At 49.2% G+C, this 25,977-nt stretch carries 28 protein-coding genes; 5 read left to right on the top strand and 23 right to left on the bottom strand.

The window, feature by feature from the left end; genetic code table 11:
* Positions 1 to 231 precede the first annotated feature (231 nt).
* From IM638_19120 to IM638_19130, 3 genes are all read right to left on the bottom strand, one after another.
* Positions 232 to 828, bottom strand: coding sequence for a hypothetical protein (locus IM638_19120; protein ID MCA6365151.1), 597 nt, complete (start codon positions 826 to 828; stop codon positions 232 to 234).
* 37 nt (positions 829 to 865) lie between these two features.
* Complete coding sequence (locus IM638_19125; protein MCA6365152.1) at positions 866 to 1,438, bottom strand: peptide deformylase; 573 nt, start codon at positions 1,436 to 1,438, stop codon at positions 866 to 868.
* A 98-nt stretch (positions 1,439 to 1,536) separates the two neighbouring features.
* A complete protein-coding gene (locus IM638_19130; GenBank protein ID MCA6365153.1) occupies positions 1,537 to 2,664 on the bottom strand; it encodes a glycosyltransferase family 4 protein in 1,128 nt (375 codons plus the stop codon).
* 446 nt (positions 2,665 to 3,110) lie between these two features.
* Between IM638_19130 and IM638_19135 the strand changes: the two genes are divergently transcribed.
* A complete protein-coding gene (locus tag IM638_19135; GenBank protein ID MCA6365154.1) occupies positions 3,111 to 4,877 on the top strand; it encodes a hypothetical protein in 1,767 nt (588 codons plus the stop codon).
* 119 nt (positions 4,878 to 4,996) lie between these two features.
* On the opposite strand, the gene IM638_19140 is transcribed toward IM638_19135, so the two are convergent.
* The 18 genes from IM638_19140 to IM638_19225 all read right to left on the bottom strand — a co-directional run bounded on the left by IM638_19140 (position 4,997) and on the right by IM638_19225 (position 21,061).
* Positions 4,997 to 5,680: a hypothetical protein gene (locus IM638_19140; protein MCA6365155.1), complete on the bottom strand. Its 684-nt coding sequence runs from the start codon at positions 5,678 to 5,680 to the stop codon at positions 4,997 to 4,999.
* A 100-nt stretch (positions 5,681 to 5,780) separates the two neighbouring features.
* On the bottom strand, positions 5,781 to 6,347 hold the full coding sequence (locus IM638_19145) for a hypothetical protein (protein ID MCA6365156.1): 567 nt from the start codon (positions 6,345 to 6,347) through the stop codon (positions 5,781 to 5,783).
* A gap of 56 nt (positions 6,348 to 6,403) precedes the next feature.
* A complete protein-coding gene (locus tag IM638_19150; protein ID MCA6365157.1) occupies positions 6,404 to 6,889 on the bottom strand; it encodes a hypothetical protein in 486 nt (161 codons plus the stop codon).
* Between the two features lie 110 nt (positions 6,890 to 6,999).
* Positions 7,000 to 8,229, bottom strand: coding sequence for a peptidase C1 (locus tag IM638_19155; protein ID MCA6365158.1), 1,230 nt, complete (start codon positions 8,227 to 8,229; stop codon positions 7,000 to 7,002).
* A 125-nt stretch (positions 8,230 to 8,354) separates the two neighbouring features.
* Positions 8,355 to 9,104 carry a hypothetical protein gene (locus IM638_19160; GenBank protein MCA6365159.1) on the bottom strand — a complete coding sequence of 250 codons (750 nt, stop codon included), beginning with the start codon at positions 9,102 to 9,104 and terminating at the stop codon, positions 8,355 to 8,357.
* Positions 9,105 to 9,106: 2 nt separating this feature from the next.
* On the bottom strand, positions 9,107 to 10,510 hold the full coding sequence (locus IM638_19165; protein MCA6365160.1) for a DUF2029 domain-containing protein: 1,404 nt from the start codon (positions 10,508 to 10,510) through the stop codon (positions 9,107 to 9,109).
* Positions 10,510 to 11,301 (bottom strand): 23S rRNA (guanosine(2251)-2'-O)-methyltransferase RlmB, encoded by a 792-nt coding sequence (gene rlmB, locus IM638_19170; protein ID MCA6365161.1) that lies wholly within the window; start codon positions 11,299 to 11,301, stop codon positions 10,510 to 10,512. The genes IM638_19165 and rlmB overlap by 1 nt, the downstream gene beginning before the upstream one ends.
* Positions 11,301 to 12,572 (bottom strand): GWxTD domain-containing protein, encoded by a 1,272-nt coding sequence (locus IM638_19175; protein ID MCA6365162.1) that lies wholly within the window; start codon positions 12,570 to 12,572, stop codon positions 11,301 to 11,303. Before IM638_19175 ends, rlmB begins: the two co-directional genes overlap by 1 nt.
* The gene (gene rmuC / locus IM638_19180; protein MCA6365163.1) at positions 12,569 to 13,960 is read right to left on the bottom strand and encodes a DNA recombination protein RmuC; all 1,392 of its coding nucleotides are present in this window, start codon (positions 13,958 to 13,960) and stop codon (positions 12,569 to 12,571) included. The genes IM638_19175 and rmuC overlap by 4 nt, the downstream gene beginning before the upstream one ends.
* Positions 13,961 to 14,203: 243 nt before the next feature.
* Positions 14,204 to 15,931, bottom strand: coding sequence for a BamA/TamA family outer membrane protein (locus IM638_19185; protein MCA6365164.1), 1,728 nt, complete (start codon positions 15,929 to 15,931; stop codon positions 14,204 to 14,206).
* A 40-nt stretch (positions 15,932 to 15,971) separates the two neighbouring features.
* Complete coding sequence (locus tag IM638_19190; protein ID MCA6365165.1) at positions 15,972 to 16,439, bottom strand: RES family NAD+ phosphorylase; 468 nt, start codon at positions 16,437 to 16,439, stop codon at positions 15,972 to 15,974.
* Positions 16,440 to 16,446: 7 nt separating this feature from the next.
* Positions 16,447 to 16,935: a DUF2384 domain-containing protein gene (locus IM638_19195; GenBank protein MCA6365166.1), complete on the bottom strand. Its 489-nt coding sequence runs from the start codon at positions 16,933 to 16,935 to the stop codon at positions 16,447 to 16,449.
* Positions 16,936 to 16,985: 50 nt separating this feature from the next.
* Positions 16,986 to 17,591, bottom strand: coding sequence for an outer membrane beta-barrel protein (locus IM638_19200; protein ID MCA6365167.1), 606 nt, complete (start codon positions 17,589 to 17,591; stop codon positions 16,986 to 16,988).
* A gap of 90 nt (positions 17,592 to 17,681) precedes the next feature.
* Positions 17,682 to 18,011 carry a YegP family protein gene (locus tag IM638_19205; GenBank protein ID MCA6365168.1) on the bottom strand — a complete coding sequence of 110 codons (330 nt, stop codon included), beginning with the start codon at positions 18,009 to 18,011 and terminating at the stop codon, positions 17,682 to 17,684.
* Between the two features lie 133 nt (positions 18,012 to 18,144).
* Positions 18,145 to 19,026, bottom strand: coding sequence for an ACP S-malonyltransferase (gene fabD / locus IM638_19210; GenBank protein MCA6365169.1), 882 nt, complete (start codon positions 19,024 to 19,026; stop codon positions 18,145 to 18,147).
* Positions 19,027 to 19,136: 110 nt separating this feature from the next.
* On the bottom strand, positions 19,137 to 19,925 hold the full coding sequence (locus tag IM638_19215; GenBank protein MCA6365170.1) for a Bax inhibitor-1/YccA family protein: 789 nt from the start codon (positions 19,923 to 19,925) through the stop codon (positions 19,137 to 19,139).
* A gap of 102 nt (positions 19,926 to 20,027) precedes the next feature.
* Positions 20,028 to 20,648 (bottom strand): GTP cyclohydrolase I FolE, encoded by a 621-nt coding sequence (gene folE, locus IM638_19220; protein ID MCA6365171.1) that lies wholly within the window; start codon positions 20,646 to 20,648, stop codon positions 20,028 to 20,030.
* Entirely contained in the window at positions 20,648 to 21,061 is a 414-nt protein-coding gene (locus tag IM638_19225; protein ID MCA6365172.1) for a 6-carboxytetrahydropterin synthase, read from the bottom strand. Before IM638_19225 ends, folE begins: the two co-directional genes overlap by 1 nt.
* Before the next feature lie 81 nt (positions 21,062 to 21,142).
* Between IM638_19225 and mqnB the strand changes: the two genes are divergently transcribed.
* From mqnB to IM638_19240, 3 genes are read left to right on the top strand one after another with little or no spacing between them, the layout of a single operon-like run.
* A complete protein-coding gene (gene mqnB, locus IM638_19230; GenBank protein MCA6365173.1) occupies positions 21,143 to 21,820 on the top strand; it encodes a futalosine hydrolase in 678 nt (225 codons plus the stop codon).
* Between the two features lie 8 nt (positions 21,821 to 21,828).
* Positions 21,829 to 22,677 carry a 1,4-dihydroxy-6-naphthoate synthase gene (locus tag IM638_19235; protein MCA6365174.1) on the top strand — a complete coding sequence of 283 codons (849 nt, stop codon included), beginning with the start codon at positions 21,829 to 21,831 and terminating at the stop codon, positions 22,675 to 22,677.
* Positions 22,678 to 22,710: 33 nt separating this feature from the next.
* A complete protein-coding gene (locus IM638_19240; GenBank protein ID MCA6365175.1) occupies positions 22,711 to 23,175 on the top strand; it encodes a hypothetical protein in 465 nt (154 codons plus the stop codon).
* Between the two features lie 73 nt (positions 23,176 to 23,248).
* Here IM638_19240 and IM638_19245 read toward each other — a convergent pair whose 3' ends face one another.
* Positions 23,249 to 23,998 (bottom strand): hypothetical protein, encoded by a 750-nt coding sequence (locus tag IM638_19245; GenBank protein ID MCA6365176.1) that lies wholly within the window; start codon positions 23,996 to 23,998, stop codon positions 23,249 to 23,251.
* Positions 23,999 to 24,072: 74 nt separating this feature from the next.
* Positions 24,073 to 24,792 (bottom strand): hypothetical protein, encoded by a 720-nt coding sequence (locus IM638_19250; GenBank protein MCA6365177.1) that lies wholly within the window; start codon positions 24,790 to 24,792, stop codon positions 24,073 to 24,075.
* Positions 24,793 to 24,887: 95 nt separating this feature from the next.
* Between IM638_19250 and rfaD the strand changes: the two genes are divergently transcribed.
* Positions 24,888 to 25,853 (top strand): ADP-glyceromanno-heptose 6-epimerase, encoded by a 966-nt coding sequence (rfaD, locus tag IM638_19255; GenBank protein ID MCA6365178.1) that lies wholly within the window; start codon positions 24,888 to 24,890, stop codon positions 25,851 to 25,853.
* The last annotated feature ends 124 nt before the right edge of the window (positions 25,854 to 25,977 follow it).

A 25,977-nucleotide genomic window follows, 5' to 3' on the forward strand; every position in this document is an offset into this window, starting at 1 on the left:
AGCTCAGGCACCGGTGCAAAAAACATCGGTGCCTTCGACAAGCTCAGGCACCGGTGCAAAAAACATCGGTGCCTTCGACAAGCTCAGGCACCGGTGCAAAAAACATCGGTGCCTTCGACAAGCTCAGGCACCGGTGCATTGAAACATATTAAGAAACAGGATATCAGGAGTCCGAACTTGTGGTGTTCCCTGAGCTTGTCGCGTTCCCTGAGTTTATCGAAGGGAACTTACTTACTTCACCTGCTGCTGGCTCTTCTTAATAATATCTTCCATCAACTGCTCATTCGACTTGCCGATATATTCCATCAGCACTTTTGAATCTTCGGCCCATTTTGTGCCGGGATATTTGGCAATGATAAATTCGTAAAGCTGTTTAGCGCGCGCTGCGCCGTTGTCCACATTTTCGAGATGATCGTCGTACAGGTTGGCCGTATAAAAGCAGGCGGCGGCGTATTCCTTATAACCTTTGTGCTGATCGAGAATGGTTTCGAGGTAAATAGCCGACTGTTTGTAGTTTCCGGTTGACTGCGCAATCTGAGCGGCTTTGAAAAGATAATCGGCTGTGAGGCTGTCTTTGGGGTAAAGCGTGGTGAAATCTGTATAAGCTTTCAGTGCTTCGAGTGCTGTTTTTGAATTGAAGGTTTTGTCTTCATTCATGCGTTTTTCGGCCACCGAAATGTTTTCGATATACATGGTGCGGGCCTTCGCGCTTGTCGCCAAACTGTCGGCATTGTCATTCTTTTGTGCTGTGTTTCCGCCGCAGGCAGTAAACAGGTTCATCAGCGCCGCAGCAGTAAAAATGCTGAGTGTAGAAATCGTTTGTTTCATCGTCTTATAAAGATAGGGCGGGGAAGACAGTTTGATATTATTTTGAAGGGAAGCGCATTTTGTAATCAGCCGCCACACGTCCGCGCGAAATATCGTTCAGCTTGTTTTTCAGCAGCTGGCGGCGCATCGGGCTGATGCGGTCGGTAAACAGCTTGCCTTCAATATGGTCGTATTCGTGCTGAATGATACGGGCCGCGATGCCGGTAAATGTTTCTTCGTGTGTGGCAAACGATTCATCCTGCCAGCGTATGCGCACATTGGGTTTACGCAGCACATCTTCACGGATTTTCGGAATGCTCAGGCAGCCTTCGTTGTATTTCCATTCGGCGCCCTCTTCTTCAAGAATCTGCGCATTGATAAATACTTTTTTAAAACTGCCCAATGCTTCTTCTTCTTCCGTTTCCGGATCTTCGGCAAAAGGCGCTCCGTCCACAATAAACAGGCGTATTGATTTTCCCACCTGCGGTGCGGCCAGCCCCACACCTTTTGCGTGGTACATGGTTTCAAACATATCGGCAATGAGCTGCTTCAGGTTCGGATAAGCAGCATCAATTTCATCACCTACGCGGCGCAGTACAGGGTCGCCGTAAGCTACAATGGGCATAATCATGCTGCAAATTTACGATTCCGCCCTTTTGTTGCAACAAATTGAGCATTTACGGGCTTTTGCAGGCGTCCGTAAGATTAAAATTCAGTGAAAGCGCCTGTTCAGGGAAGGATTTTATTCAATTCCCGGGCAAAACTTTGCCAGTTCAGTACTTCTTCGTAGCGTTTGCGTGCTGTTGTACGCATTTCCTGCCATCGGTCAGGGTTGGCAATCAAAGCGGCTATTTTATCGGCGTAGGCTTCGCCGGTGGCATCGGGAGGCAGCAGAAAACCGGTTTCGCCGTCGCGTACAATGGTGGGAATACCGCCGGTGGCCGGAGCCAGCACGGGCAGCCCGTAGGCGGCCGACTCGCAGAACACCAGCCCGTAGGCTTCGAAACGGGTAGGGAGGAGGAAGAAGTGCGCGGTGCGGAATTCGTGCAGCAGTTGTTCGAACTCGGCGGGATTGTTTTTGTTCAGGAAGCCTTTTACGTGCATGTGCGTATGCTGCACGGGCGGTGTGCAGCCACAAACCACCAGCTCGGCGGCAATGCCTCGCGCCAGCAGTTTTTCCAGTGTTTGCAGCGCCACAGGGCCGCCTTTATCGTACCAGTTTACCCCGGCAAAAAGCAGCTTCACCACCGGCGGCGGAAACGGCACGGCGGCCGGTGCGCCAGGATCGGTTTCAATATTGGCACCAAACGGAATAATGTGAATGCGCAACGGGTCGATGCCTTTGTGCAATGCCGCCGAACCGGCCGCCCACTGCGAGCAGAAAACGGTATGTGTGCTGCGGCTTATCGCCAGCCGGTCGGTTTCAAGGCTCTGCCGCAGCGAAAAGCCCCAGAGCTGTTGCAGTATCTTGTGGTAGCCTACTGCGCCCGGAATGCTGCGGTCGTTTATATACACCACCGGCAGCGATGAACGCAAACCCGCCGCCGCCGCATTCGATGCCGATACAATGACCGCATCAAAACTACCCTGCGCCAGCCTGCGGCTGAAATATCGCCCCAATGCCCGCCTGAACATCGCCGAGTGGCGGTAATCATACCGCCGCCTGAAAATGCGCAGCGATATTTCGTTGATTACCTGCGCCAGAAACTTCTGCGGCTGTGGTGTGTAAGGACCAAGCACAGTTACATCGCCACAATATTCCTCCAGCGTTTTCAGCAGAAAATAATTGGTGCCCGACCACGCGCGTTTGTCACGCGGATCATCAACCGTAATCAGTGCAAGTTTTAGCCTGGCCATACGCGAAGCAAAGGTAAGAATGTAAACAGGCCGGAAAAATAACAGACTTTTTCCTCTCACGCATAGTGCTGAATCTGTAATTCCTGTGAATTGAATGTTCTGTAATAATTATAAATTAATTGATCGGGTAATTGATACGTATTAAAGCTGTTTTTGTGTGATTTTTGACTTCGATATACAAGAAAAACAGGCTTTTGATTATGTTTTTTATTCTATTAACTCTGACTATTAATATGTTGTGTAATGTATTGATAATCAATAATAAAAATATCAATAAAAACGCTTTTTTATCATTAAAACACTTGACAAGAGGTACTGAATTGTAGTATATTTGTCTTGTATCTGATACTTGTTGTGCACAACACCTCACTGCAGGAGGAAAGAGTAAAAACCGGTTAAAAAGTTACCATTGTTTTACGCTTTATTTTTCACCTAAAACCTTTTTCATGTCAACATTTTTGAAAGATGGCGCTGCGCCTGCGGCTGCCCAGGAAACTGCTGTGCGTTTGCTCACCGACAAACTCAAGACCAAACAAATTATCCTTTCGTTTACCCGTTCGCTTGAGCTTCCGGGATTCGTGGATACGATCTATCAGTTTGGTGCCGTATCGGTTGAACAGCCCAACATGCCTGTGGCTACCGTGCTTGTGAATGCCGAAGGCGGTGCAATTGCCGAAGAGCGTCTTTCCGACCTCGCCCGCATTGTGGCTGCTGATTTTTACGATGCCGAGCCGCTGCGTGCCGTGCGTCCGGAGCCTGTGGATGGTGTAATTACCATCACTCCTTCGGTAAACGATCTGCGTCTCTGCCCCGGCGAAACACTGGCCGAAAAGCTGAGCGTGTTTATTCCCAAAGAAGCCGGTGTGCGTCGTGCCGACGTGTATTTTCTGGCTGATACCACCGGTTCAATGGGGGCATACCTCAATGCCGTGAAAACCGGTGCTGCCAACATTTTCAGCGCACTTACCGGTTTGGGTATCGACATCGCTTTCGGTGCGGGTAATTACAAAGACAACACCGATCCGTATTTCTTCCAGCATCAGCAGGCGCTTACCACTGATACTTCGTTGGTAACCGCGGCTATCAACAGCTGGACAGCAAGCGGCGGTGCTGATACGCCCGAAGGTCAGTTCTTTGCGCTTAATGCACTTGCACAACCTCCCGGAACAAGCATCGGCTGGCGTGCAAACTCCAAGCGCATCATTGTGTGGTTTGGCGATGCACCGGGGCATGATCCGATCTGCGCTTCAATGACCGGTCTGCCTTACAACATCACCGAGGCGCTGGTAACCAACAAACTTGTGGATCAGAACATCGCCGTACTCGCCATCAGCGTAAACGGAAACGGCCTCAACGCCGATCCTGATCCGATCAGCTCCAGCTACCCCGGCTCGTGCCCGCCCAACGGCAACCCCAACCAGGCCGTAAACATTGCGGCTGCAACAGGTGGACAGTCGGTAAGCGGCATCAATGCCTCACAAATTGTAACCACAATTGTGAATCTGGTGACTGCAGCGGTAAACACCATCAACAACGTGAGTCTTGTGCCCACCGGCGACATTATCCCGTTTGTAACGTCCATTGATCCTGCCGGCGGCTACGGCCCGCTTACCCGCGACCGCGATCACACGCTGCCTTTCGCAGTGCTGTTCACCGGCGTGGTAAAATGTGCCGACAAGGATCAGGAATTCTTCGGAACGCTTGATGTAGTTGTTGATGGCGTGGTGGTTGCGCAGAAACGTGTGCGCATTGTGGTGCCTGCCTGCACATCGTGCAAACGCTACGTGTACAGCGTGAAGTATGTGTGCGGTATTCAGGATTTCGACAGCAAGGATGCTCCGGTTCGTCCCGCTTTCTACGCCACCGAAATCAATATCCACAACTACAACAGCAAAGACGCCAACATCCGCAAACACGTGTTGCCGCTTGTGGATCGTGGTGAAGTGCTTGGCCGCGAACCGCGTTATGTGAAGCCCGAAGCTTTCGACGCAATTCTGCTGCCTTCAGACACCGCCACACTCGACGACTGCACGCGCCTGCAGGAACTGCTTTACGGCGGTTCAAATCCGGATGCAAAACTCATGATCGGTTTCCTCGAAATCATCAGCGATGTGGAGCTTAACGTAACTGCTGTTTATACCGCAGCCAGCCTCGAAACGAAACAACTTGTTTCAATGGATGTGGAGCAGTTCACCGGTAAAGTGCGCGGCTAATCTGCGCTCACGGCATCCAACCGGTTGCTGTTAAACCCCGCAGCATCGGGAAAATGCAAACGCCCGGACATTCACTTGTCCGGGCGTTTTATGTTTAAAAACAGTATTACTATTTAAAATCATTTTCTCTTCTTTCGCTTGTTCTTCTCCGGCTCCACATACTGCACTTTACCCATTTCATGCTCAATAATAACTGGCAATGTTTGTGGTAAAGTATCGGGTTTAATGATCGTGTCGGGTGCCAACACTTCTCCTTTAATTATTTCAACAACCGCTGGCTCGCCCATAAGCTGATCTTCGATAATTATTTCCTGAACCGGTGCACCTGTGGTGTAGTTTTCTTCTTCTCCGGTTATACAAATTGTCGCTGGTTTATTTTCCGGCTTTTCGGCGATAGCTGTGGTTGGATTGCTTGTTTCAGGAATGATCATTAAACCATTAAGGTGTTGCTGCGCCTTCGGATAACTTTCTACCGGTTTCTGTTTGGGTGCTGATTTGTTGCACGCCGTAAAAAGCAAAGCGCCAAATGCCAGCCAGAGTGCAGCTGCAAATTTTTGCAGCTGCCATTTTATACGAATGGTTTTTACCTGCTGCACCGGAGTACTCACTTGTGTTTTTTTGAAACGTCCGCATACGTTCTCTTCCTTTTTGCTTTGCAGATAAGCTACTATCTGCTCGTTGCTCATAGCCGTAAAATCAACCACCACTTTACAGCACGAATCGCAGAAACGTCCGTTTTGCCGGGGTTGCATGGCTTGCCAGCTTTCGTGGCAGGGTTCGGGAATATGAATGGCGGGTTTCATAAGCGTTTTGTTTTCTAAAGGATGCGCGGGCCGCTGACTTTCCACAACCACGCATAAAAAAAGGCCAACTTTTCAGTTGACCATTTAGTAATCCGTTTGCTTATCGTCTCGTTGTGTCTGCAGGTGGCAAATCGGGCATCATTTCCATCATACCCAGGGTATGCTCATGAATGATTTCCAGCTCGGGATTTTTGGGACGCATGTGTATGATGTGTTCGTCTTTTGACACTTCGGTAAAGATCTGCTCCCTTTGCTTCACTTTACGAGTTGTTGTGTCGGCGTAAACGGTATGCGTGTTGGTTTCTGCTATCGTGTTCACCGGCCGGGCGGCTTCTTTTTTTACCACCGGCTTGTTACATGCCGAAAACAGCAATGTACCAAACACCAGCCACAACGAAGCCGCAAAGCGTACCAAACGCCTTGGCTTAGCAGAACTGAGCGGTGAAACAGATATAGATTCCGGAGCAGGCAATTGTGTATTTTTCACTCGTCCGCATACCCTTTCGCCATTGCGGCTGTGCAGGTAAGCAATTACTTCATCGTTGTTCATTCCCGTAAAGTCAACCACCACTTTGCAGCATGCGTCGCAATGGCGGCCGTTTTGTTCGGGGCGCATGCGCTGCCAGCTTTCGTGGCAGGGTTCGGGAATATGAAATGCGGTATTCATTGGGTTGCTTTTACTCAAGATGCTGCCCGGGCTTGTCTTCCATAAAGCAGGTGCAATTATTTTACACCCGGCACCGATTCGCTAATGCGGGTAAGCTTCAGGCGCTCTACTTTGGGTTTACCGGCTTCTACACCATCAAGCCTTATTTGCAGCACATTTTGCGCATCCAGCTCGTAGCGTATGCGCTGCGGGAAATCGTGTTCGCGGTTTTCAAATACCGCTTTGCGGCCTTCCGCTTCGGCTAAACGAAACAACACCGGCCCCGGATTTTTCGGTACCGTAGCCACATAGTAAGGCACCCCGTCTATGAGTTCAAGTTTCAACGTTTCTTTAAAAAGCGTATCGCCCGTTACATCAATCGCTACACCGGTTCCGGTAAATGTGTTACTGCCGCTTTTGCTCCAGTGCTCCAGAAATTCAATACCGTTATCATCCGTACTGCTCCAGCTGCCAAGCATCCACGAAAATTTATCAAGGTCTGAATACGTATTGCAGCCCGTAACGAGCAGTGTCACCAGAAAAATCCCGGCCAATTTTTTCATGTGCCAAATTTATCCAAAAACCGGCATTCCTGTTTCGCTAATTACTTGATTACATCAAATACAAAAAGAGCAGACCATTCAGCCTGCTCTTTTTGTAATGTGATACTGGTTTACTTCGCCGGAAATTTGGCGAGAATATCTTTCACCGCATCTTTGTGAATGGTGAAACTCATCATCTTCAGCTTCACATAGTCTTCGTGGTAATAGTAGTAGCCGGGATTTTGCGGATTGTTGCGGCTGCTGCTGCCCGAGTCTTTAATGAGGAACCACATGCCGTTTGCTTTTTCGCACCAGCCTACAAGGTGTACGCCATGATCGTCGGTGGTGGTGCCATTGCTGAAACGGAACTGACGCGCGTTTTCGTCAATGTTTTTCGACGGAATGTCGTATGAAGGAATCATTGCTACGCCCAATTCAGGATTAATGCCGCCTTCTGATACATCGCCGCCAATGGCAATGCTGTAGCCGTTTTTCACGCCGGTTTTGATAATGTTCATCCACACATCAAGCGGCACGTTATGATAATCGGCCGAGTGCCACCAGTTGTCGGGCACCTTGTACTCGGCTTTGGTGTAGTAAGGTGCTTCCATGAGCGACATAAAATCCACGTAGTCGTCGGGATTTATTTTTGCCACGTCGGTCATGTATTGCTTCGGTGTAAGTGTTTTGCCGTTTACGGTAACGGTTGCGGGCGGTTCGCCCATGTGAAACTTGAGAATTGATTTTACGGTGCTGATGGTTTGTTCCTCGTTCCAGTTGCCGCTTGCTTTCACATTATCAAGATACTTTTTCACCTCGTCGAAAAGGGTAACGTGATCGTAAAAAGGCTGGTTTGGCTTGAGGCCGGTGTATGAATCATAAGGTACAATGCCATACATTTTCATCATGCGTGTAACTGCATTCGACTCCGAACCTTCACCAATAAAGGTATTGCCGCGTGTGCGGATAAACTCTTTTGTTTTCTCCACATATTCCCAATACACAATATACGATTGTGATAAGCGCAGTTCCTGTTTCGACTGGCGGTTTACTTCGCTTTCGATATACGACAAGGTGGAAAAACACCAGCAGGTATTTGTGGTTCCCTGCGAAATGGCAGGTGTTGAATACACGGTTTTAAATTCACTCATCGACTTGGGGACTTCCACACCCGTGTAGTCCATCATAAACCGCTTTTCTTCTTCTTTCGGTTTGTTGTTAAACTCGCCAAGCTGTTTTTTGATTTGGCCGAAGAACGGGTTTGAGTAGGTTTTCAAACCTCCTTTATCCTTTCGTTCAGCTTGTGCAAGCAGCACCGCCGATGCCAGCAGGGCACCGGTAATTAAGTACACTTTTTTCATTTCGATTTTCCCCTTAATCTTTTGTGTTTAGCGAAAATAGGGGTTTCTTTCACTTTTCGCATCGAAAACCTCCCAACCGGATTTTTCGGGCGACGAACGGCGTAAAAAGCAGGTTGTGGCAGCAATTAGTTACTGTAAATCATCAGCACATCATATTCAAAATACTTTACCGCAAATTGCAGTTCGAGTAAATACTGAATTGCATTTTCCGGGGTATCATAAAATTTTGATTCATCCCATACTCCGGTTTGATTCTTAGAGGGAATATCATTAAGCGGTAATGAGTTTTGGGGTGATGATTGATCTGCAGGGTTAAAAACTTTTGCTTGTACTACCATCTTATCGCGGTAATTCTTTAATTCCTTCAGAATGTATTTGGAACGATTATCTGTATTGAAATAGGCCGCAGTAAGTGCCTGATTACCATAATCGCCGGTTCGCATCATAGTATCGTTTAGCCCTCTGCGGAATTTATTGAGCATTTCATAAACCCGCTTAGTTTCATTATTCAATTCATTCACTTTATCCAATGCGTCAGGTTGAGCCGGATTACTGAATTTTTCTCTTAAATTATATTGCTCAAGCTGGTTTATTTCGCACCTGTCGTGAAGTGCTTCTTCGGTATAAACCATTGAATAATCAATTGTTTCTCCATTTTTCACCACTTCATCGGCCTGCTCGCTTTCATCTATACTGTCACTTATTCCAAGTTGTGCATCCAGCATATCTTGTTGCACATCGTTCGCCATACGTTGGGTGGTTGCGGCTATCGAAAGAATAGCGGCCGAGCCGGCAATAAACAAAAGCAGCAGTGCACCCACCACAATGCCGGTGGTAATGAGTCCCTGATATTTTCGTGTGTCGGGTGCAGGCATGATTATTTAACGGGAAAGGGTTTGGCCAGACTATCTGTGCATTGCTGACCAAACATCTGGTCGTTGTACAGATTTTGCTCAGAAAGATAATAAATCCTTGCGCCTTTTTGGCGGGCGCTGTCCAGCACGGCGCAGGTTTCGTAAAACCTGTAGCTCACAAATTTCGATTGCGGCCGGGTGTAGTGTTCCGTTTTCAATTCGTTGTACCACCAGCCGCAAATGAGCAGAGCAGGCGAGCTGAGCGTATCGGTAGCAGCCATTATGCGGTTACAGTAGGCCATTTTATTCAGTCGTTTTGAGCGTTCAGACTGCGCCGGACCACTCAGCGGATCGAGAAAGATTTCCTGACCTGCGGCATGAAAGGTAAAAGCCGCTGCCGATGCTTCGGAACCGCGCATAGGGTCGGTAAGATTTATGCTGAACAGAAAAGGTGCAATCAGAAACAATGCGGCCACTATGCGGCTTTGTTTCAGGGTGAGCAACGTGCCGGCAGCCAGTAATACAAACGGCACCATCGGAAGCATGTATCCGGCTTTTTGCGGCAGCCGCAGGTAAGAGGCTATGTGCAGCAGCACAATTACACCGCACACCGCCAGCAGGCGTTTTTCGGTAAATAATGCATTGCCTTGCAAATTCCGTGAGCGCCAGTTTCTTATACCTGCCACCGCTGCGTAGAGTAAAGCCACAATGCCAATTAAACCAAACACGCCAACGCTGGCTTTATACACAATCTTCGCCAAAGGCGGATACGGAAACTGATCGCTGTAATCGAAAAACGTTTTGCCATACACCACAAACGCGGGCACAAACCACAGTACGCCAATTATGCCCGCAGGTACCGCCATGCGCAACCAGAGTTTCACGCTGCCCCACGGATCCATGCGGTTCCACAGCAGCAAAAACCACGGCAGCACAAATACGGCCGTGGTAAGCCGGCATCCTACCGCCATGCCCAGCAACACGCCGCTCCACAGAAAACGCCTTTCACACAGCAGCCAGAACGAACCGGTTACAAAAGCCAGCGTCCACGCATAATCAATCGTATAGGTACCAGCCAGAAAAAATACCGGCGTAAAAGCCAGCATTACCGTTACCGGCCAGGCGGCGCTTAGTTTCAGTTTGCGCAGGGCAAGATGAAAAAACATCACCGCCGCCACGCTCATTGCCACACTCATCAGATTCCATACCCAGGCAGGCTGGTTATATACAGCGCGGTAGGCATATTCCTGCAGCGGATGCCCCGGAAACCGCGATGCCCGGTACTCGCCGCTTTCCTTCATTTCGTAGGCATTCACAACCAATCCCCACGAGTCTTCCTCTACACCAAAGCCATCAAAAATAAACGGCAGCCGCGTAGCAGTTACCATCAGCAGCACAAGCAGCAAATCGCGCAGTACAGTTTTCATCAGGCTTCTTCGGTTGCTGCGCGCTGTCGCAATACTTCAAACAATACAATACCCGTAGCCACCGATACGTTGAGCGAACTGATTGCACCACGCATCGGAATTTTCACCCGCACATCGGCACGTTTCAGGTATTCGCCCGAAATTCCGTCTTCTTCCGAACCCATGATCACCACCATCGGGCCGCTCAGGTCGGTGGCGTAATGGTCAGTGCTGCCTTTTTCGGTACAGGCGGCAATGCGCACGCCCGAATCTTTCAGGTAGTCGAGCGTGAGTTTTAAATTGTCTTCGCGGCAAAGCGGCAAGGTATGCAATGCCCCGGCCGATGTTTTTACCGCATCGGCATTAATGGCTGCCGCCCCGCGCGAGGGGATGATGATTGCATCCACACCTGCACACTCGGCCGTGCGGGCAATGGCGCCAAAATTGCGCACATCGGTTACACGGTCAAGCATAAGCAGCAGGGGCACACGCCCGGCTTCAAACAGCGCCGGCAGCACCTCTTCAATTTTCTGAAATCCCACCGGCGAGAGAAATGCAGCCACGCCCTGATGGTTTTTCGATCCGGCCAGCCGCTGCAGTTTTTCGGGTGGCACGGTTTTGTACAGTATGCCTTTATCGCGCAGCAATTGTTTAAGTTGCACAATCAAATCGCCACGCAGGCCGTCCTGCATAAACAGTTTGTCTATTTCTTTTCCCGCGCGCACGGCTTCTGTCACAGCGTGTATGCCGTATATCAGCGCACCGTCGTACTGTGTTTCTTCGTGTCGGTTATAGTAGTGTGGTTTGTTCATCAGCGTGCCGTGTAAACCTGTCCCTGCCGCCATGCATCCACAGCAGCCAGCCAGTTTATTTTGTAAGCCAGGTTTCGTTCAAGAATATAATCATTGCGGTAACCTTCGGAATACTGCATAAAAGTAAACGAAAGCGCATTTGAATTGCCCGCATCCGAGCCGTAGTACCAGATTTCATATGCCGGATAGCGGTACACACTTTGCGGCCGCCCGAAAATAAGGTAAATCATGCCCCTGTCGGTTTGCCAGCCTTCGCGGTCAGTAGTAAACAGTGTGTTGGTTTGTTCCACGCGCTGGTAAAAGTTTTTTATCACTGTGCGTGCGCGTTCTTCACTTCCAGCCCGGTCGAGCCAGAATTTATCTACTGCGGCTTTGGGTTGTTTGCTGGCGGTAAGTGCAGCGTATTCTTCGCGTGGCATCAGGTAGCGCAGCGGCTCTACCAGTTGCTGCACCTGCCTCACAGCCGGGTAGCCCGTGCGCATGCAGTTGAGCAGCAAACCGCCTTTTGCATTTTCATAGGTGTGAAATGAATAGCGTCCGTAACGTGCCGCGCGGAATGCGACTATGCCGTTTGTTTCCATCCACCATGCCGTATCGGCTTTGGCGTTTTCATGCGTGGTATTTATCAGAAACGGAGGTGCCGCAGGCTGTTGTACCGGCGCGTAGTAACGAATCAGTATGCGTTTCGTGTTTTCTGGACAGTGTATCAGCAGTTGTTCGCCGGTGTCGGTATAATTTCTGAAAACGGGAATACGCTGCTCGGTATTGCTTATCAGAAAACGTTCGGCCGCATCGGTTGTTTCCTGATCAAGCTGGAGCAGTTCAACACGGCTGGTGAGTTTGTTCAAATCGCGCAGGGCCACTTCCACGCTGTACTGGCCCGGCTGCTTTATGCGCATGGCAATGGATCCGGAAAGTATTTTGCTTTGTCCCGGTATGCCTTCATCGGTAAGTACAACGTGGCCACTGTCGGCCACAGTGCGCGGCGCGTTTAATGGGTGCAGAATGTAGCTGAGCAGCAGTTTTGCACTGTAGGTATTGGTATTCAGCGCGCGCACATAAAGCAATTGCGCAGCATCAAGGCGGAAGTAAAGCCGGGTGGCGGAGGCTGATTCGTTGTGCAATGCAAAATCAGCGCGTAGTATTTCGGCCTGCGCATCGTAGTAGGAGGCCATGTTCAACCGCGATGCGGCGGGCATTCCTGCGCGGCAGGTGGTAAGCAGCCAGAGTAATACAGCGAGTACACAAAGCCCGGTAACCTTCAGCTTCATACCTCATCCTCCGTATCGTCATCATCTGCATCATCGGCCATAAACTCAGCCGAGAGCGATTTGGTGGTTCTTGCGCCCAGCTTTTTCAGCTTTTCGGCACTCCGCACCAAATTACCACGTCCTGTGTCGAGCTTGCTGAATGCTTCCTGATGCGCAGCCTGCGCTTCTTCCAGCTTACGCCCGATCTTACGAAGGTCTTCGGTAAAGCCCACAAACTTTTCATACAGTTTACCGCTCTGGCGTGCAATTTCCAGCGCATTGCGGTTCTGGTTTTCCTGCCGCCATATACTGGCTACAGTGCGCAGCGTGGCCAGAAGTGTTGACGGGCTCACAATCACAATGTTCTTGTCAAAGGCCACATTAAACAACTCCGCATCGCCTTGCAGTGCAGCAGCAAACGCAGGTTCCACCGGCATAAACAGCAACACAAAATCAAGACTGTTCAGCGAATAAAGCTGCTGGTAATTTTTTGTACCCAGGTCGTTTATGTGTTTGCGCACGGCAGCTACATGCTCACGCAAAGCAGCAGTACGCTCGTCGTCTGTTTCGGCCGAGGTATAGCGCTCGTATGCCACCAGCGATACTTTTGAGTCAATTACCAGATGCTTGCCTTCGGGCAGGTATATGATCACATCAGGCCGGTGGCGCTGATTTTCTTCCGTGGTAATACTTTGCTGGAGTTTGTACTCTCTGTCGGCCACCAGCCCCGACTTTTCAAGTATGCTCGTCAGAATGTATTCACCCCACGCACCACGTTTTTGCGAGTCGCCTTTCAGCGCCCGCGTCAGGTTGGCAGCATCCGTACTCATTTGCTGATTCAGCTGATGAAGCTGTGCAAGCTGTTCTTTCAGTGATGCGCGTTCCTTGGTGTCTTCAAGATGTGTATCGTTAATCTTTTTCTCAAAATCTTTCAGCTTCTCGCCCAGTGGTTGCAGCAGTATGTCTAACTGCGTGCGGTTCTGGTCGGTAAACTTCTGGCTCTTCTCTTCAAAAATTTTATTGGCCAGCAGTTCAAATTCTTTGGTAAAACGTTCCTGTAGTTTTTCCAGTTGTCCTTTCTGTTCTTCCAGCTGCGTTTTCAGGTTTGCATGTGCTTCCTTTTCGCGCGCCAGTTGAGCCGAAAATTCAAGGTTACTGCCTCGCAACTCATTCAATAATTCATCCGCATTTTTCCGTTCTTCCTTCAGCGTATTTTCAAATCTCTGTTTTTCACGTTCAAGTTCACCACGCAATCGCACCACTTCATCAGCGGCCGATTTTTTTTCGGCTTCAAGCCCCGCATTCGTGCGTTTCAATTCTACCGTTTGCGGATCAATACGGTTTTTCATCAGCACCCACACAAGCAGGGCACCGGCAGCAATTCCACAAAAAATCAAAACTATTTCCACAGGGTTAAAAATACAGAAAAACAACCGCTCTAAATCATCGCATTATCTGCTGAATTTACAGTGAATTCTCACAAAATAGATAAGGAGCGAACCATTAGGTGCATCAAAAACAGGTCAGGCTCCAGCCTTCACTCCAAGTCCTCAGCAGTTTCGTACATTGAAAAGCCCTGTAAACCTTCCGGTCTTTCCGTTCAGTCTGGGCTATAAATTCAAACCGTCCGGCACATCAAATAAACACACCAATTAAAACAAACTCACAATACCAATATGTATTTTCCCGTCGCGCAGCTGCACCGGGTTACCAAACTGCCTGCCCAGCGCATACGTAATGGAAAGTATGCCGGCTTTGGTTTCAAAACTCACACCGGTACCAAACCCGAACGGCGTGTCGGTGGCAAAATCCTTGCTGCGGTTTTCGTACCACGCTCCGTCGGCAAACACAAAGAAAAACGAATTGGTTTCCAGTAAATAGCGGTATTCCACCGTGCCAATGCCGTAGCTCGATGCAAAAATCGACTCCTCGTCAAACCCGCGCAGCGAGCGCAAACCGCCAATGCGGTACAATTCGTTTCTGAAAATGGTTTCGTTTTGCAGCCACGCCGCCTGCACACTGGTTTTAATGGTGCTCCGCCTGCCCAGCGGCCAGTATTTGTCGAGCAGCAGCTCCGCACTGTACTGCACCGTGCGCAGCTTCAGGTTTTGGTACACCACCGGATTCAGGTTGGCATTCTGGCGTATGGTGCGGTTGCCAATATCGGCATTCACCATCAGCTGCCAGCCACGGCGCGGATTTAAACGGTAGTCCAGCTTCTCGCGCCTGAAACCAAGTCCCCACGAGGTCGTATTCACATCGGCAAACGGCGGCAGCGTGGTCAGGTTTTCATACGCCGCGGTCGATAGCAGCGATGAGTTGCGGCGGTTTACATAGGCTTTCAAACTGGCTGCACCGCTAAACATATACAGCAAACCAAAGTTCTGGTTTACGTCAATAAACGATGTATCGCGGCGGTAGAGGCGTATGGTATAATCAAGCCCCAGCGGTGTGCGCAGCAAATACGGGTAGGTGAGGCGCGCTTTCAGATCCTGCGTTTGTTCGCGCAGGCGGCGCCAGTTCAGGTCAATCAGTTCGCCGCGGCCAAAGCTGTTTTGCAGGCGCAGTCGCGCATCGCCGGTAAACACAAGCTGCCCGGTGCGGCTGTCGGGCAAAAAGCCGGCAACCCCGTCAAATTGCCCCGCGCGGCGTTTTTGCAAAAACAGCGTCAGTTTGGTGTATTTCGCCGTAAACAGTACGGTGTGCGATTGTGTTTCGCGCAAAAAGGGCAGTTCACGCAGGCGTGCCGTAATGGCGCGCAGCTGCTGTTCGTTGTAGGCATCGCCGGGTGCTATGCCTATGTAATTGTGCAAAAAGGCGGGCGCCAGTTTCAGATCGCCCTTTACCTCAATGCTGTCAATGCGGGTAAAGCGGCTTTTGTCAAGATGCAGTTTTGCACTTATCGTTTGCCCGGGCAAAATCTGCACACTGTCAAGCCGCACGGCTGCAAACGGGTAGCCATTGTTTTCGCACCAGTTCAGTACATCGTTTTGCAGGCGTGCGGCCTCGGCTATGCGAAGCGGACGGTTTCGCCAGCGGCGTTCGCGGAAACCGGCCGCATTGAGTATTTCCTCATCCACATTGCCTTTTTTGACAAATGCCCAGCGGTAGGCCTCACCCGCATTCAGCCACGCACGCAACACCATACTGTCTTGCTGCAAACTGTCGTAAGCTGCAGCCAGAAAGCCATCGTTCCAGCAACTGCGCAGCAAATTGTTCAGCGCATTTTCGCGCTCAGCTGTATTGGCAAAGGTTTCAGGTACTTTGTAGCGGCGAAGCACATTGGCCGTGCCGTTTTCATACACTTCCAGCCGCAGCTTTCCGGCTGCCTGTATCAGCAGCGGCAAAAGCAAAAGCACAAAAAGCAGCCTGAGTTTCATCGCCCGTAAATTACGCAATGTAAACGGCAGTAACGGCCATTTATTGGGCACCGCCAAACAAACGCGGATCCAGTATCAGCGGCAGGCAATCCACCAGTTTCACCTCACGCATTTTCCGGTGTGCCGGATTAAGTATCACATTAAATTCTTCCGGCACAATGGCCGACGGTACTTTCAGCATCAGCGTTTCCTGCAAGATCAGTTCCCGCGTGCCGTAGCGTACACACTCGGCCGGCGGCGGATACTTCCGCCAGTTGGGCGAAACCAGCTCCGCGTCTATTTCCTTTATCGAGCGTACCGGCACATCAAGCGTAATCAGCCGCAAATCAGGCGGCACTTGCGATACATTGTTCAGGTGCACCCTGAACTCCAGCATAGCCAGCGAACGGCTCATGGCTGTATATACACAGGCATGTCCGGGCAAATTCCAGCGCCCGCCATGAATGCGCGCCCCTTCGCCTGAAAGATCGCGTGCAAATCGCTCACGTGCTATGCGGTAAAGCAGCATAGCAATTTTAACTGAAAATGCCGTGATTAATGCGCTCCAGCTCAGAAACAACCATGCGTATGCCGAAACCGGTATCTAAGTAGGAAAGGGGAGTTTCATTGCCGAATGCCGGAATAGGCGAAGCCAGCCACGAACGGAATGCAGGCAAATTACCGAAGGTGTCTTCGCCGATTTCGTACATGCGAAGTAACTCGAGCATGCGCTCTGTGGTTTCGGGGCGGAAAGGCTCTAAATCTGATTTGCGCATGATGGTGCGGACGTTTATGCCCAGTAAGCGGGCCAGCGTGTCTAAATCAAGATCACTGATGGTGCGGAGCTCCTCCAGGTGGCGGCGATCAAAGCCCTCACGGGTAAGGCGAACATATGTAGCTGCCGGCTCTTTTACAAGCCACCCGCCCATACCTTCACCAACCGGGCCGTAGGGCCGTGGCGGAGACTGCACCCAGGGCTTCTCTTCTTTGGGAGAAGATTTTTTTCCTGAACCGCGCTTTTTCATACACAAATATATGACATTTTTCTTCCATTCGAAAGAACTTTGTCACTTTTTTACTGCAAACCCGGACAGGTGGCATTACCTGCTTTTCCGAATTTTAATCCTACGCGAAGTTCAAATGCCGGTTGTTTTATTGTGACAATGTTGTTGCTGAAAGAGCGGGTCAGATCAGGTACATAATGAAATTCGGTGAGAAATTTGAGTTTCCCGAACGATACGAATTCCACTCCGGCACCAATGCTTCCTGTAGCGTGGAATGGTGTGAATTGCTGATCGGTTTTGAATACGTATTCAAGGCGGGGGCCAATTTTTAAGTAAGGAATAATGGAAAATAATTCCTTGCGGATCATCAGGTAGTTGTTCCAGGCGGCGTAATTGTTTTTGTAGCGTGTGGTGCCCGCCGGGGTTTCCATTTTAGCGCCTTTCCCGTTATACTGAAGTTCGGTTACCCACCGGAAAGTGGGGTGTGCGCCAAATTCGGCAAACACTTCGGCATTCCAGCGCAGCAGGTACTTCAGTTTATCTTTGCCGTTGTTTTCGGCATACAGCCATTTCTGGTTGCTGTATGTAGCGCCGCCCATAATTCCAAAACCCTGAAAGAACTGAGCCTTAGCTACAGTGCCCAGCAGCAAAAGGGCAGTTAATGCAAATGTTTTCATGTTTGCCGAGTGTTTACCCAAAGGTACAATAGAAAATGCCGCTCCTCTTTTACAAGAAACGGCATTCTTCAAACATCTATTGTTTATTACTTACGAATTGTCTTCTACAGTGGCATCCGGCGCGTTGGATTTAACCGATTCAATGCCGTTTTCCATGCCTGCCGCACTTTCGTACATTTCGCTGGTGCCTATAATTTGTCCGTTTCCGGCTTTGAGCACAAAATACGGCTTACCGTTTTTCGACTCCTTTCGTTCGTAACGCTCATCGTTCGGTGCATTGGTGCGCACTGATTCAATGCCGTTTTCGCAACCGCTTTTGTTGCTGTAGCCTTCACTGGTTAGAATAACCTGTCCGTTTCCGGCTTTCAGGTTAAACTGAAACTCACCATTAGAGCGCTTGGTGATGATAAATTTTCCCATATTATGATATGAATTTGTTGTGGGAAAAGTAATCAGGATGTGCTTACATAACTATTTCTGTTGAAAAATAGTCGTGTTTGGGTTTAGAACCTGTGCCGAAACAAAGCCAAAGAATGAATTTTAAAACAGGCTCTTATGCGCTGGTGGTTTCTGCGGCTGGGGCAATTTTCTTCACCAAGCCCTGAAGCACTTTGCCGGGGCCTACTTCGGTAAAGTGGGTGGCGCCGTCGTTCACCATATGCTGTACCGACTGGGTCCAGCGCACGGGGGCGGTAAGCTGGGCTACCAGATTGGCTTTAATCTGTGCCGGGTCGCTTACGGGCATTGCATTCACGTTTTGGTAAACCGGACACACGGGCGTATTGAATTGTGTGGCGTTAATGGCGGCTTCAAGTTCCACGCGGGCAGGTTCCATGAGCGGCGAGTGGAAAGCACCGCCAACCGGCAGCACCAGTGCACGTTTGGCTCCGGCGGCTTTAAGCAGTTCGCAGGCCGTGTTTACACCGCTTACCGTGCCCGAAATTACAAGCTGGCCGGGGCAGTTGTAGTTGGCTGCCACCACAATATCGCCGCTTACCGAGGCGCAGATTTCTTCTACTTTGGCATCATCGAGACCCAGCACGGCAGCCATGGTGGAGGGTTGTGCCTCGCAGGCTTTCTGCATGGCCAGCGCGCGTTTCGACACCAGCACTACTGCATCTTCAAACGCCAGCGCACGGTTGGCCACCAGCGCCGAAAATTCGCCCAGCGAATGGCCTGCTACCATATCGGGCACAAAACTATCGCCAAGCGTGGCTGCCAAAGCTACCGAGTGAAGGAAAATAGCCGGCTGGGTTACTTTGGTTTGCTTCAGCTCCTCGTCGGTGCCGCCAAACATAATGTCGGTAAGGCGGAAGCCCAGCAACTCGTTGGCTTTGTCCATCATGCCACGGGCCAGTTCCGAGTTTTCGTACAACTCTTTACCCATGCCCGAAAACTGCGAGCCCTGGCCGGGAAATACGTATGCTTTTTTCATAAATCGGTTTCGAAGGTTAAGGCCGCTAAGATAGCGATTTTGGCAGGTGCCAAAAGCAGCACACCCGCCTGTTTCGGGCGGGTGTGCTGCTTTTAATGTATTACGTTCGCTTAATCGCGTCGGCCAAGCAGGCGCAGGATGGTGAGGAACAGGTTAATGAAGGTAATGTACAGGCCAAGTGCCTCTATTAAGGCAAATTTGGGCTGTGAGGTACCTACCTGTTCGCCGGTAAGTTTTACCTGCTGAATTTTATAGGCAATAAGACCGGTAAAAATTACCACGCAGGCAATGTCAATGATGAAGGCAAAGCCGCTGCTGCCAATAAAGGCGTTTACGAGCATAGCAATTACCACACCTACAAAACCAATCATCAGAATGGTGCCCAGACGTGAAAGGTCAGCCTTTGTAACCCAGCCGGCAAAGGCCATAATGCCAAAAACACCTGCTGTGATCAGAAACGCTTTCGCAATTACAGCACCCGCGTACGCAAAGGCAATAACGCTAAGACTCATGCCGATGGCTGTGGCATAGCCGCAAAAAAGCAATACAAGCACGCCGAACGAGAGCTTTTCAAAAGCAAAATTCATCACCAGCCCCAGCACAAGCGGCAGGAACATGACTACCCAGCCCACAATACTCATACCCGTAATGTAGCCCGAAGCCGGATCTACATTATACATGATAGAAGTAAGTGCCGGGATATTGGCAAATGCCCACGACACGGCTGCAGTAAGCAGCAGCGCACCAAACATCCAGCCCATTACCTGAGCAAGAAATGCTTTGGCCTTATCACTGGTCACAGCGGCAGTTTGAGTGCCGAAGCCCTGATTGTTGTTCCAGTTACTTTGGTTCCAGTTGTTGTTCTGGTTCCAGTTGTTTTGATTTCCGTAATTGTTCATAGTGTAATTAAATTACAAGTACAAAGTTATACTATTCTATGTCGGTTACGACGGCTAAGTTATTGTGAAAGTAACCGTCTTAACAAATATTAATTTTTGCAATTAGTGCAATTTGGCACCAATCAGGCTGATAAATTCGGAGCGGGTGGTTTCGTTCAGAAATTCGCCGGTGAAGGCGGAGGTGGTGGTTACCGAATTCTGCTTCTGAATACCGCGCATCTGCATACAAAGGTGCTGGCATTCAATTACCACGGCCACGCCAAGCGGCTGAAGTGTTTCGTGTATGCAGTCGCGTATTTCGGTGGTGAGGCGTTCCTGCACCTGCAGGCGGCGGGCATATGCGTCCACAATGCGCGGAATTTTGCTCAATCCCACAATGTAGCCGTTCGGAATATAGGCCACATGCGCCTTACCGAAAAACGGCAGCAAATGGTGCTCGCACATCGAATACACTTCAATATCTTTAACAAGTACCATTTGCTTGTATTCTTCTTTAAACATGGCCGAGCGCAAAATCTCGGCCGGGTTTAAATCGTAGCCGTGGGTGAGGTACTGCATGGCTTTGGCCACACGTTCGGGCGTTTTTAGCAGGCCCTCACGTTCAGGGTTTTCGCCAATCTCACTGAGGATTACTTTGTACTTGCCGGCCAGACTGTCAATGGTTTCGGCTTTGTACTTGTCTATTTTCTGGTAGCCAAATTCTTCTTCCATATTTTGCAGCATTACTCGCCGAAATATTCGACAAAATTATTTTCTGTTTCCTGAATTTTCACGCTGTGCAGCTGCGCACCAAGCGCAGCAATGGGTGTTTCAATTTCTTTCCAGATCGCAATGGCCACGTTTTCTGTAGAGGTCATTACTCCTTGCAGAAAATCTACATCCAGATTCAGATTTTTATGATCGAGTTTGTCGATAACCCGTTCTTTGAGCAGACTGCTCAGGTCTTTCAGGTTCATTACATAGCCAAGTTCGGTATTTACCTTGCCTTTTACAGTAACCCACAGCACATAATTGTGGCCGTGCCAGTTGGGATTGGAGCAGCCGCCAAACACGGCTTTGTTTTGTTCGTCGCTCCAGTCGGGACGATGCAGTTTGTGCGCGGCAGTAAAACGCTCGCGCCGGGTGATGTAAACCATATTGCTGTACAAATATACGTTGGAAAGACGGTGTTTGGACTACCTTTGCTGTCGCAATTGTTGTATTAACAAACAAAGCCTATGCATGTTCTGCTGGTAGCTGCCACTTATTTCGAAATTGCGCCGCTTATTTCATCGCTTCAGTTTACGGCCGATTTATCGCCGAGGCTTAAAAGCTACCGCAGCGGCGAAATACAGCTTGACGTGCTGCTTACCGGGGTGGGCAGCACAGCCACTGCTGTATGGACAGCCCGCGCACTTGCCGCAAAGCAGTACGATCTGGCAATTAACGCCGGTGTGTGTGGCAGCTTTGGCAATACGCCTGCCATTGGCGATGTGGTAAATGTAACCAGCGATTTCTTTCCTGAGCTCGGTGCCGAAGACGGCGATGCCTTTCTGAGCATTCACGAGTTGCAGCTGCTGGGTGAAAATGAAGCCCCCTTTCAGCGCAGCCGCCTGTTTGCTTCGGCTGCCGACAAAGCCGCATTTAAGTCATTGCCGCAGGTAAACGGCATTACCGTAAACAAAGTGCATGGGCATGAAGCCAGCATTCAGGCTGTGCGCACGCGCTGGAATCCGCACACCGAAAGCATGGAAGGCGCAGCGTTTTTCTATGCCTGCCTTACTGCGGCACAGCCCTGTGTGCAAATCCGCGCCGTGTCTAACGTGGTGGAACGCCGCAACCGCGAGGCGTGGAATATGCCGCTGGCCATTCGCAACCTCAACAATTCGCTTACTCATGTGTTAAAAAGTCTGTAATTCATACCATGGAACTCAGCCTCGGTTTTTCGCCCTGCCCCAACGATTGTTTTATGTTTGATGCCCTGCTGCACCACGCCAGCCGCGCACCGCTTATCGATACTGAAGGCCTGGTATTCAAACCGTTTATGGCCGATGTGGAAGCACTCAACAACGCCGCTTTTGCCGGCGAGCTGGATGTGACCAAACTCAGCTACCACGCTTTCGCATACTGCACCGCTAACTACCAGCTTTTGCCAGCCGGCAGTGCGCTCGGCCGCAATTGCGGACCATTACTCATCAGCAAGCGCGAAATTAAAGCCGACGAGGTGCGTAGCGGAAAACTGCGCATTGCCATTCCCGGCAAATACACCACGGCCAATTTTCTCCTCGGCCTTGCCTTTCCGGAAGCAGTGAATAAAGTCCCCATGATTTTCTCCGCCATCGAACAGGCCGTGCTCAGCGGCGAGGCGGATGCCGGACTCATCATTCACGAAAACCGCTTTACTTATCAGGCAAAAGGCCTTCGCAAAATCATCGACCTCGGCGAATTCTGGGAAAGCACCACCGGCACGCCCATTCCGCTCGGCGGCATTGTGGTAAAACGCACGCTGCCCCAGGAAGTAAAACAGAAAATGAACCGCGTACTCCGCCGCAGTGTGGAATATGCCTTCGCCCACCGCGAGGCAAGTATGCCTTTTGTGCGTGCACATGCGCAGGAAATGGATGAGGCTGTAATGCAGCAACACATCAATCTCTATGTAAATGATTTTTCGGTTGATCTGGGGCAGGAGGGAAGAAAGGCGGTGGATACACTGTTTGCTGAAGCGCAGCGCCTGAAACTGGTGCCTGAAATGAGTGATGTGGTTTATATTTAATAAACTATTTTCCTTAATATATTCTGATTGCTAATGAAGAATGCACAGTTGTTTCTGCTACTGATAATTTTATCATGCAACAGTAAAAGTGATATAAAGAGTATTAAACCGATTGAGAAAGTTATACTTAAGGGAACGCAGTGGTCAAGCGATTTTTACTACTACCACAACGATTATTTTTTTCTTACAGATTCTACTGGTTTTTCAAGAGACGGACAATACTTATGGAGTACTCCCGTTGATCCGGTATTGTACAATAATTCAAGCGACAGTATAATATTTTTTAACAGGGAGTTTTTTACATATTCATTAAATGATACCCTGCTGAGAATCTGTTATACTCCGTTACAAAGCAATTCTTTACATAAAATAGAAGATCGTGTCTTTATTGCTGAAAAAGGTGACAGCAATAGTGTTGTATTCAGATCAGAACATGAATATTCTTACGGGAAAGAATATTTGATTTTGAATACGTTGAAGAAAAATGTCAACCAATAAATTCTTCCAGTGACAATCAGAAATCAAAAAACGATCCAGACCATCAGCTAAAAAAAGAGCTACTCAACATTGATCAATCCAGTATCACCACCACCCCAAGCCCAAACTTCAGGTACCTGAAATCGTCTTTTACTTCTTCGCCGGTGTAAGCAGCCGGAGCCAGTATAAACGCACCGAAATCCTGCGGCAAACTATCGTAATCCATTTCCTTGTCTTTATCATCGAGGCGGGAAGAAATGAGTGACATGTTATAACTGCAACTTGCTTTCAGCCCTAACGGCCCAAACATATACATGAGCGAAAACCCTCCGGAAACTTCGCCATGAAATGAAGTGAATTTACCATCGAGGGCAGTTGAGTTAATAGGAGTTGTGCCCTGTTGAAATTCCGATTTAATAACAGCACGGCCCAGACCTGCACCAAATTCAATTAAACCCAGAAAACGATTCTCCCCGAAATCGCCAACCGGTATCATAAATTTGAAATTTAGCAGGTTTGAATGCAGGCTTAAATATCGCTGTGCCTTGTTGGTGAAGTTAAACTCAGCCGTGCTTTTGGCTCGCGAGTATTCCATTCCCAGAATTATCGGACTGTTTGAAGCTGCAATACCGCCACCAATGGTAAAACCTGTGCCTGTTTGTGAAAAATCATAAGACGATAATGCGAAACCGTTTGTAGCCACGTAACTATTGGCAAAAGCGTTGAACGATTTTGAATTAATTTGCTGAAAGTTCGGGTTGATATAGGCGATTCCTACCTGTGCTTTTAACGATAGTAGTTGAAGAAGAAGAAATGAAGTGAGGATTATGGTTTTGCGAATCATGATATTTAAGGGGAATTAAGGTTAGATATAGAACGAAATAAATTATGATTTATTTTAGAGAAATTTTCGGATGGTCAGCTTTCCCTATCGAAGAGAATAATAAGATCACCTGAAAATTTACCCTCGTTATTTTTCAATCCGGCAAGCAAATGCCACACAACTTCAAGTCCGGTTGTTAAGCGTTCGGGCACCGCATGTGTGGTTGTGCCCGCCGATGAAACGATTTCGAATTTTTTCCGATGATGCAACAGTTCCGGGGCATTATATATTTTCTCCATTTGCGAAGCGTTGCCAAACGTGTTTTCTATGTATTGTTTCAGGCTCAACTGCTCATCGGGCGTTAAATAGCCGAATCCTTCTTCATCAGGAGAAACAGTTGTTTTTGATTCGCCGTTAATAAGTCTTCCCGATATAATAAAATTCCACAGGCGGATAAACTCTTTGTTTCCTGTATCACAAACCAGTTCAGTGCTTTTGGCATATTGCCGGCGGCTTAACAACGGGCCGGTTAGTTCGATGTATTCCTCATTTGCATCGGAATCGCTCAAATATTCGCCAATGAAAACCGAGACAAGATATGTGCCGCCCTGATAATTTCCCGTAAAAAAATCATCCGGCAATGATTCATTGGCCTCAATAAATTCATTGGCGTTTATTTCGTTTTCATCCGTCCAGTCAATTTCGATATGTATCTCTTCTAACCACCAGTTTCTGAAACACTGGTAATGCTTAGTCAGCAGCGGTTGCAGCGAATGGCTATTCCGGATGCGATAAAAGGCTATACGACTACCCATGCAGGTTGTATTAATTGCTTCACATAAACCCTTTGCAGCGATAAAGTAACAGCCGCCGCACAATTTCTATCTTTGTACCTCTAAAATAACATAATATGCTCGTAGTAACCGGAGCCGCCGGCTTTATCGGAAGTTGTCTTGTAAGTCGCCTCAATCGTGAAGGACACACTGATTTGATTCTTGTTGACGATTTCTCGCACGAGAGCAAAACACGCAACCTCGAAGGCAAGAAATACGCCGAACGTATTCACCGCGATGTATTTATTGACTGGCTGGCCGGGCATGCAGGCAAAGTAGAAGCCGTGCTGCACATCGGCGCTCGTACCGATACCACCGAGTTTGACCGAAGCATTTTTGAACGCCTCAACATCAACTATACCAAAGACATCTGGCGGCTTTGCACACAGCATCAGATACCGCTCATTTACGCCTCCTCTGCCGCTACTTACGGTTTGGGCGAACATGGTTACGACGATAATCACGACATTATTCCGAAACTCAGGCCACTCAACCCTTACGGCGATTCGAAGAACGAAGTGGATCAGTGGATTCTGCAGCAAACCGTGGCGCCGCCGCATTGGTACGGGCTTAAGTTCTTCAATGTATATGGCCCGAACGAGTATCACAAAGGCCGCATGGCTTCGGTAATTTTTCATGCATTCCGCCAGATTACGGCCACCGGCGGCATGAAACTCTTCCGTTCGCACAATCCTGAGTACAAAGACGGCGAGCAGTTGCGCGATTTTATTTACGTGAAGGATGTAACTGATGTAATTTATTTTCTCCTTACCAAACTCCCGGAATCCGGTATCTACAACTTAGGTACAGGTGAGGCCCGTACTTTCCTCGATCTGGCGCGAAGCACTTTCGCAGCTATGCAGGTGTCCGAGAATATTTCCTTTGTAGATACACCTGCAGATATTCGCGATAAATACCAGTATTTTACTGAAGCGAATATGCAGAAACTTCGCAAAGCCGGCTATCAGACCGCATTTCATACACTTGAAGAAGGCGTGGCAGATTATGTGCAGTTTTACCTGCAGCAGAATAATACACTGTAAATTTTTACCCGTTCCCGGTTCGGCAAGCTCACCGTCCACGAAGGCGAAGTACCCGTTCCCGGTTCGGCAAGCTCACCGTCCACGAAGGCGAAGTACCCGTTCCCGGTTCGGCAAGCTCACCGTC

This window comes from Bacteroidota bacterium (assembly GCA_020402865.1).
GTDB lineage: Bacteria > Bacteroidota > Bacteroidia > Palsa-965 > Palsa-965.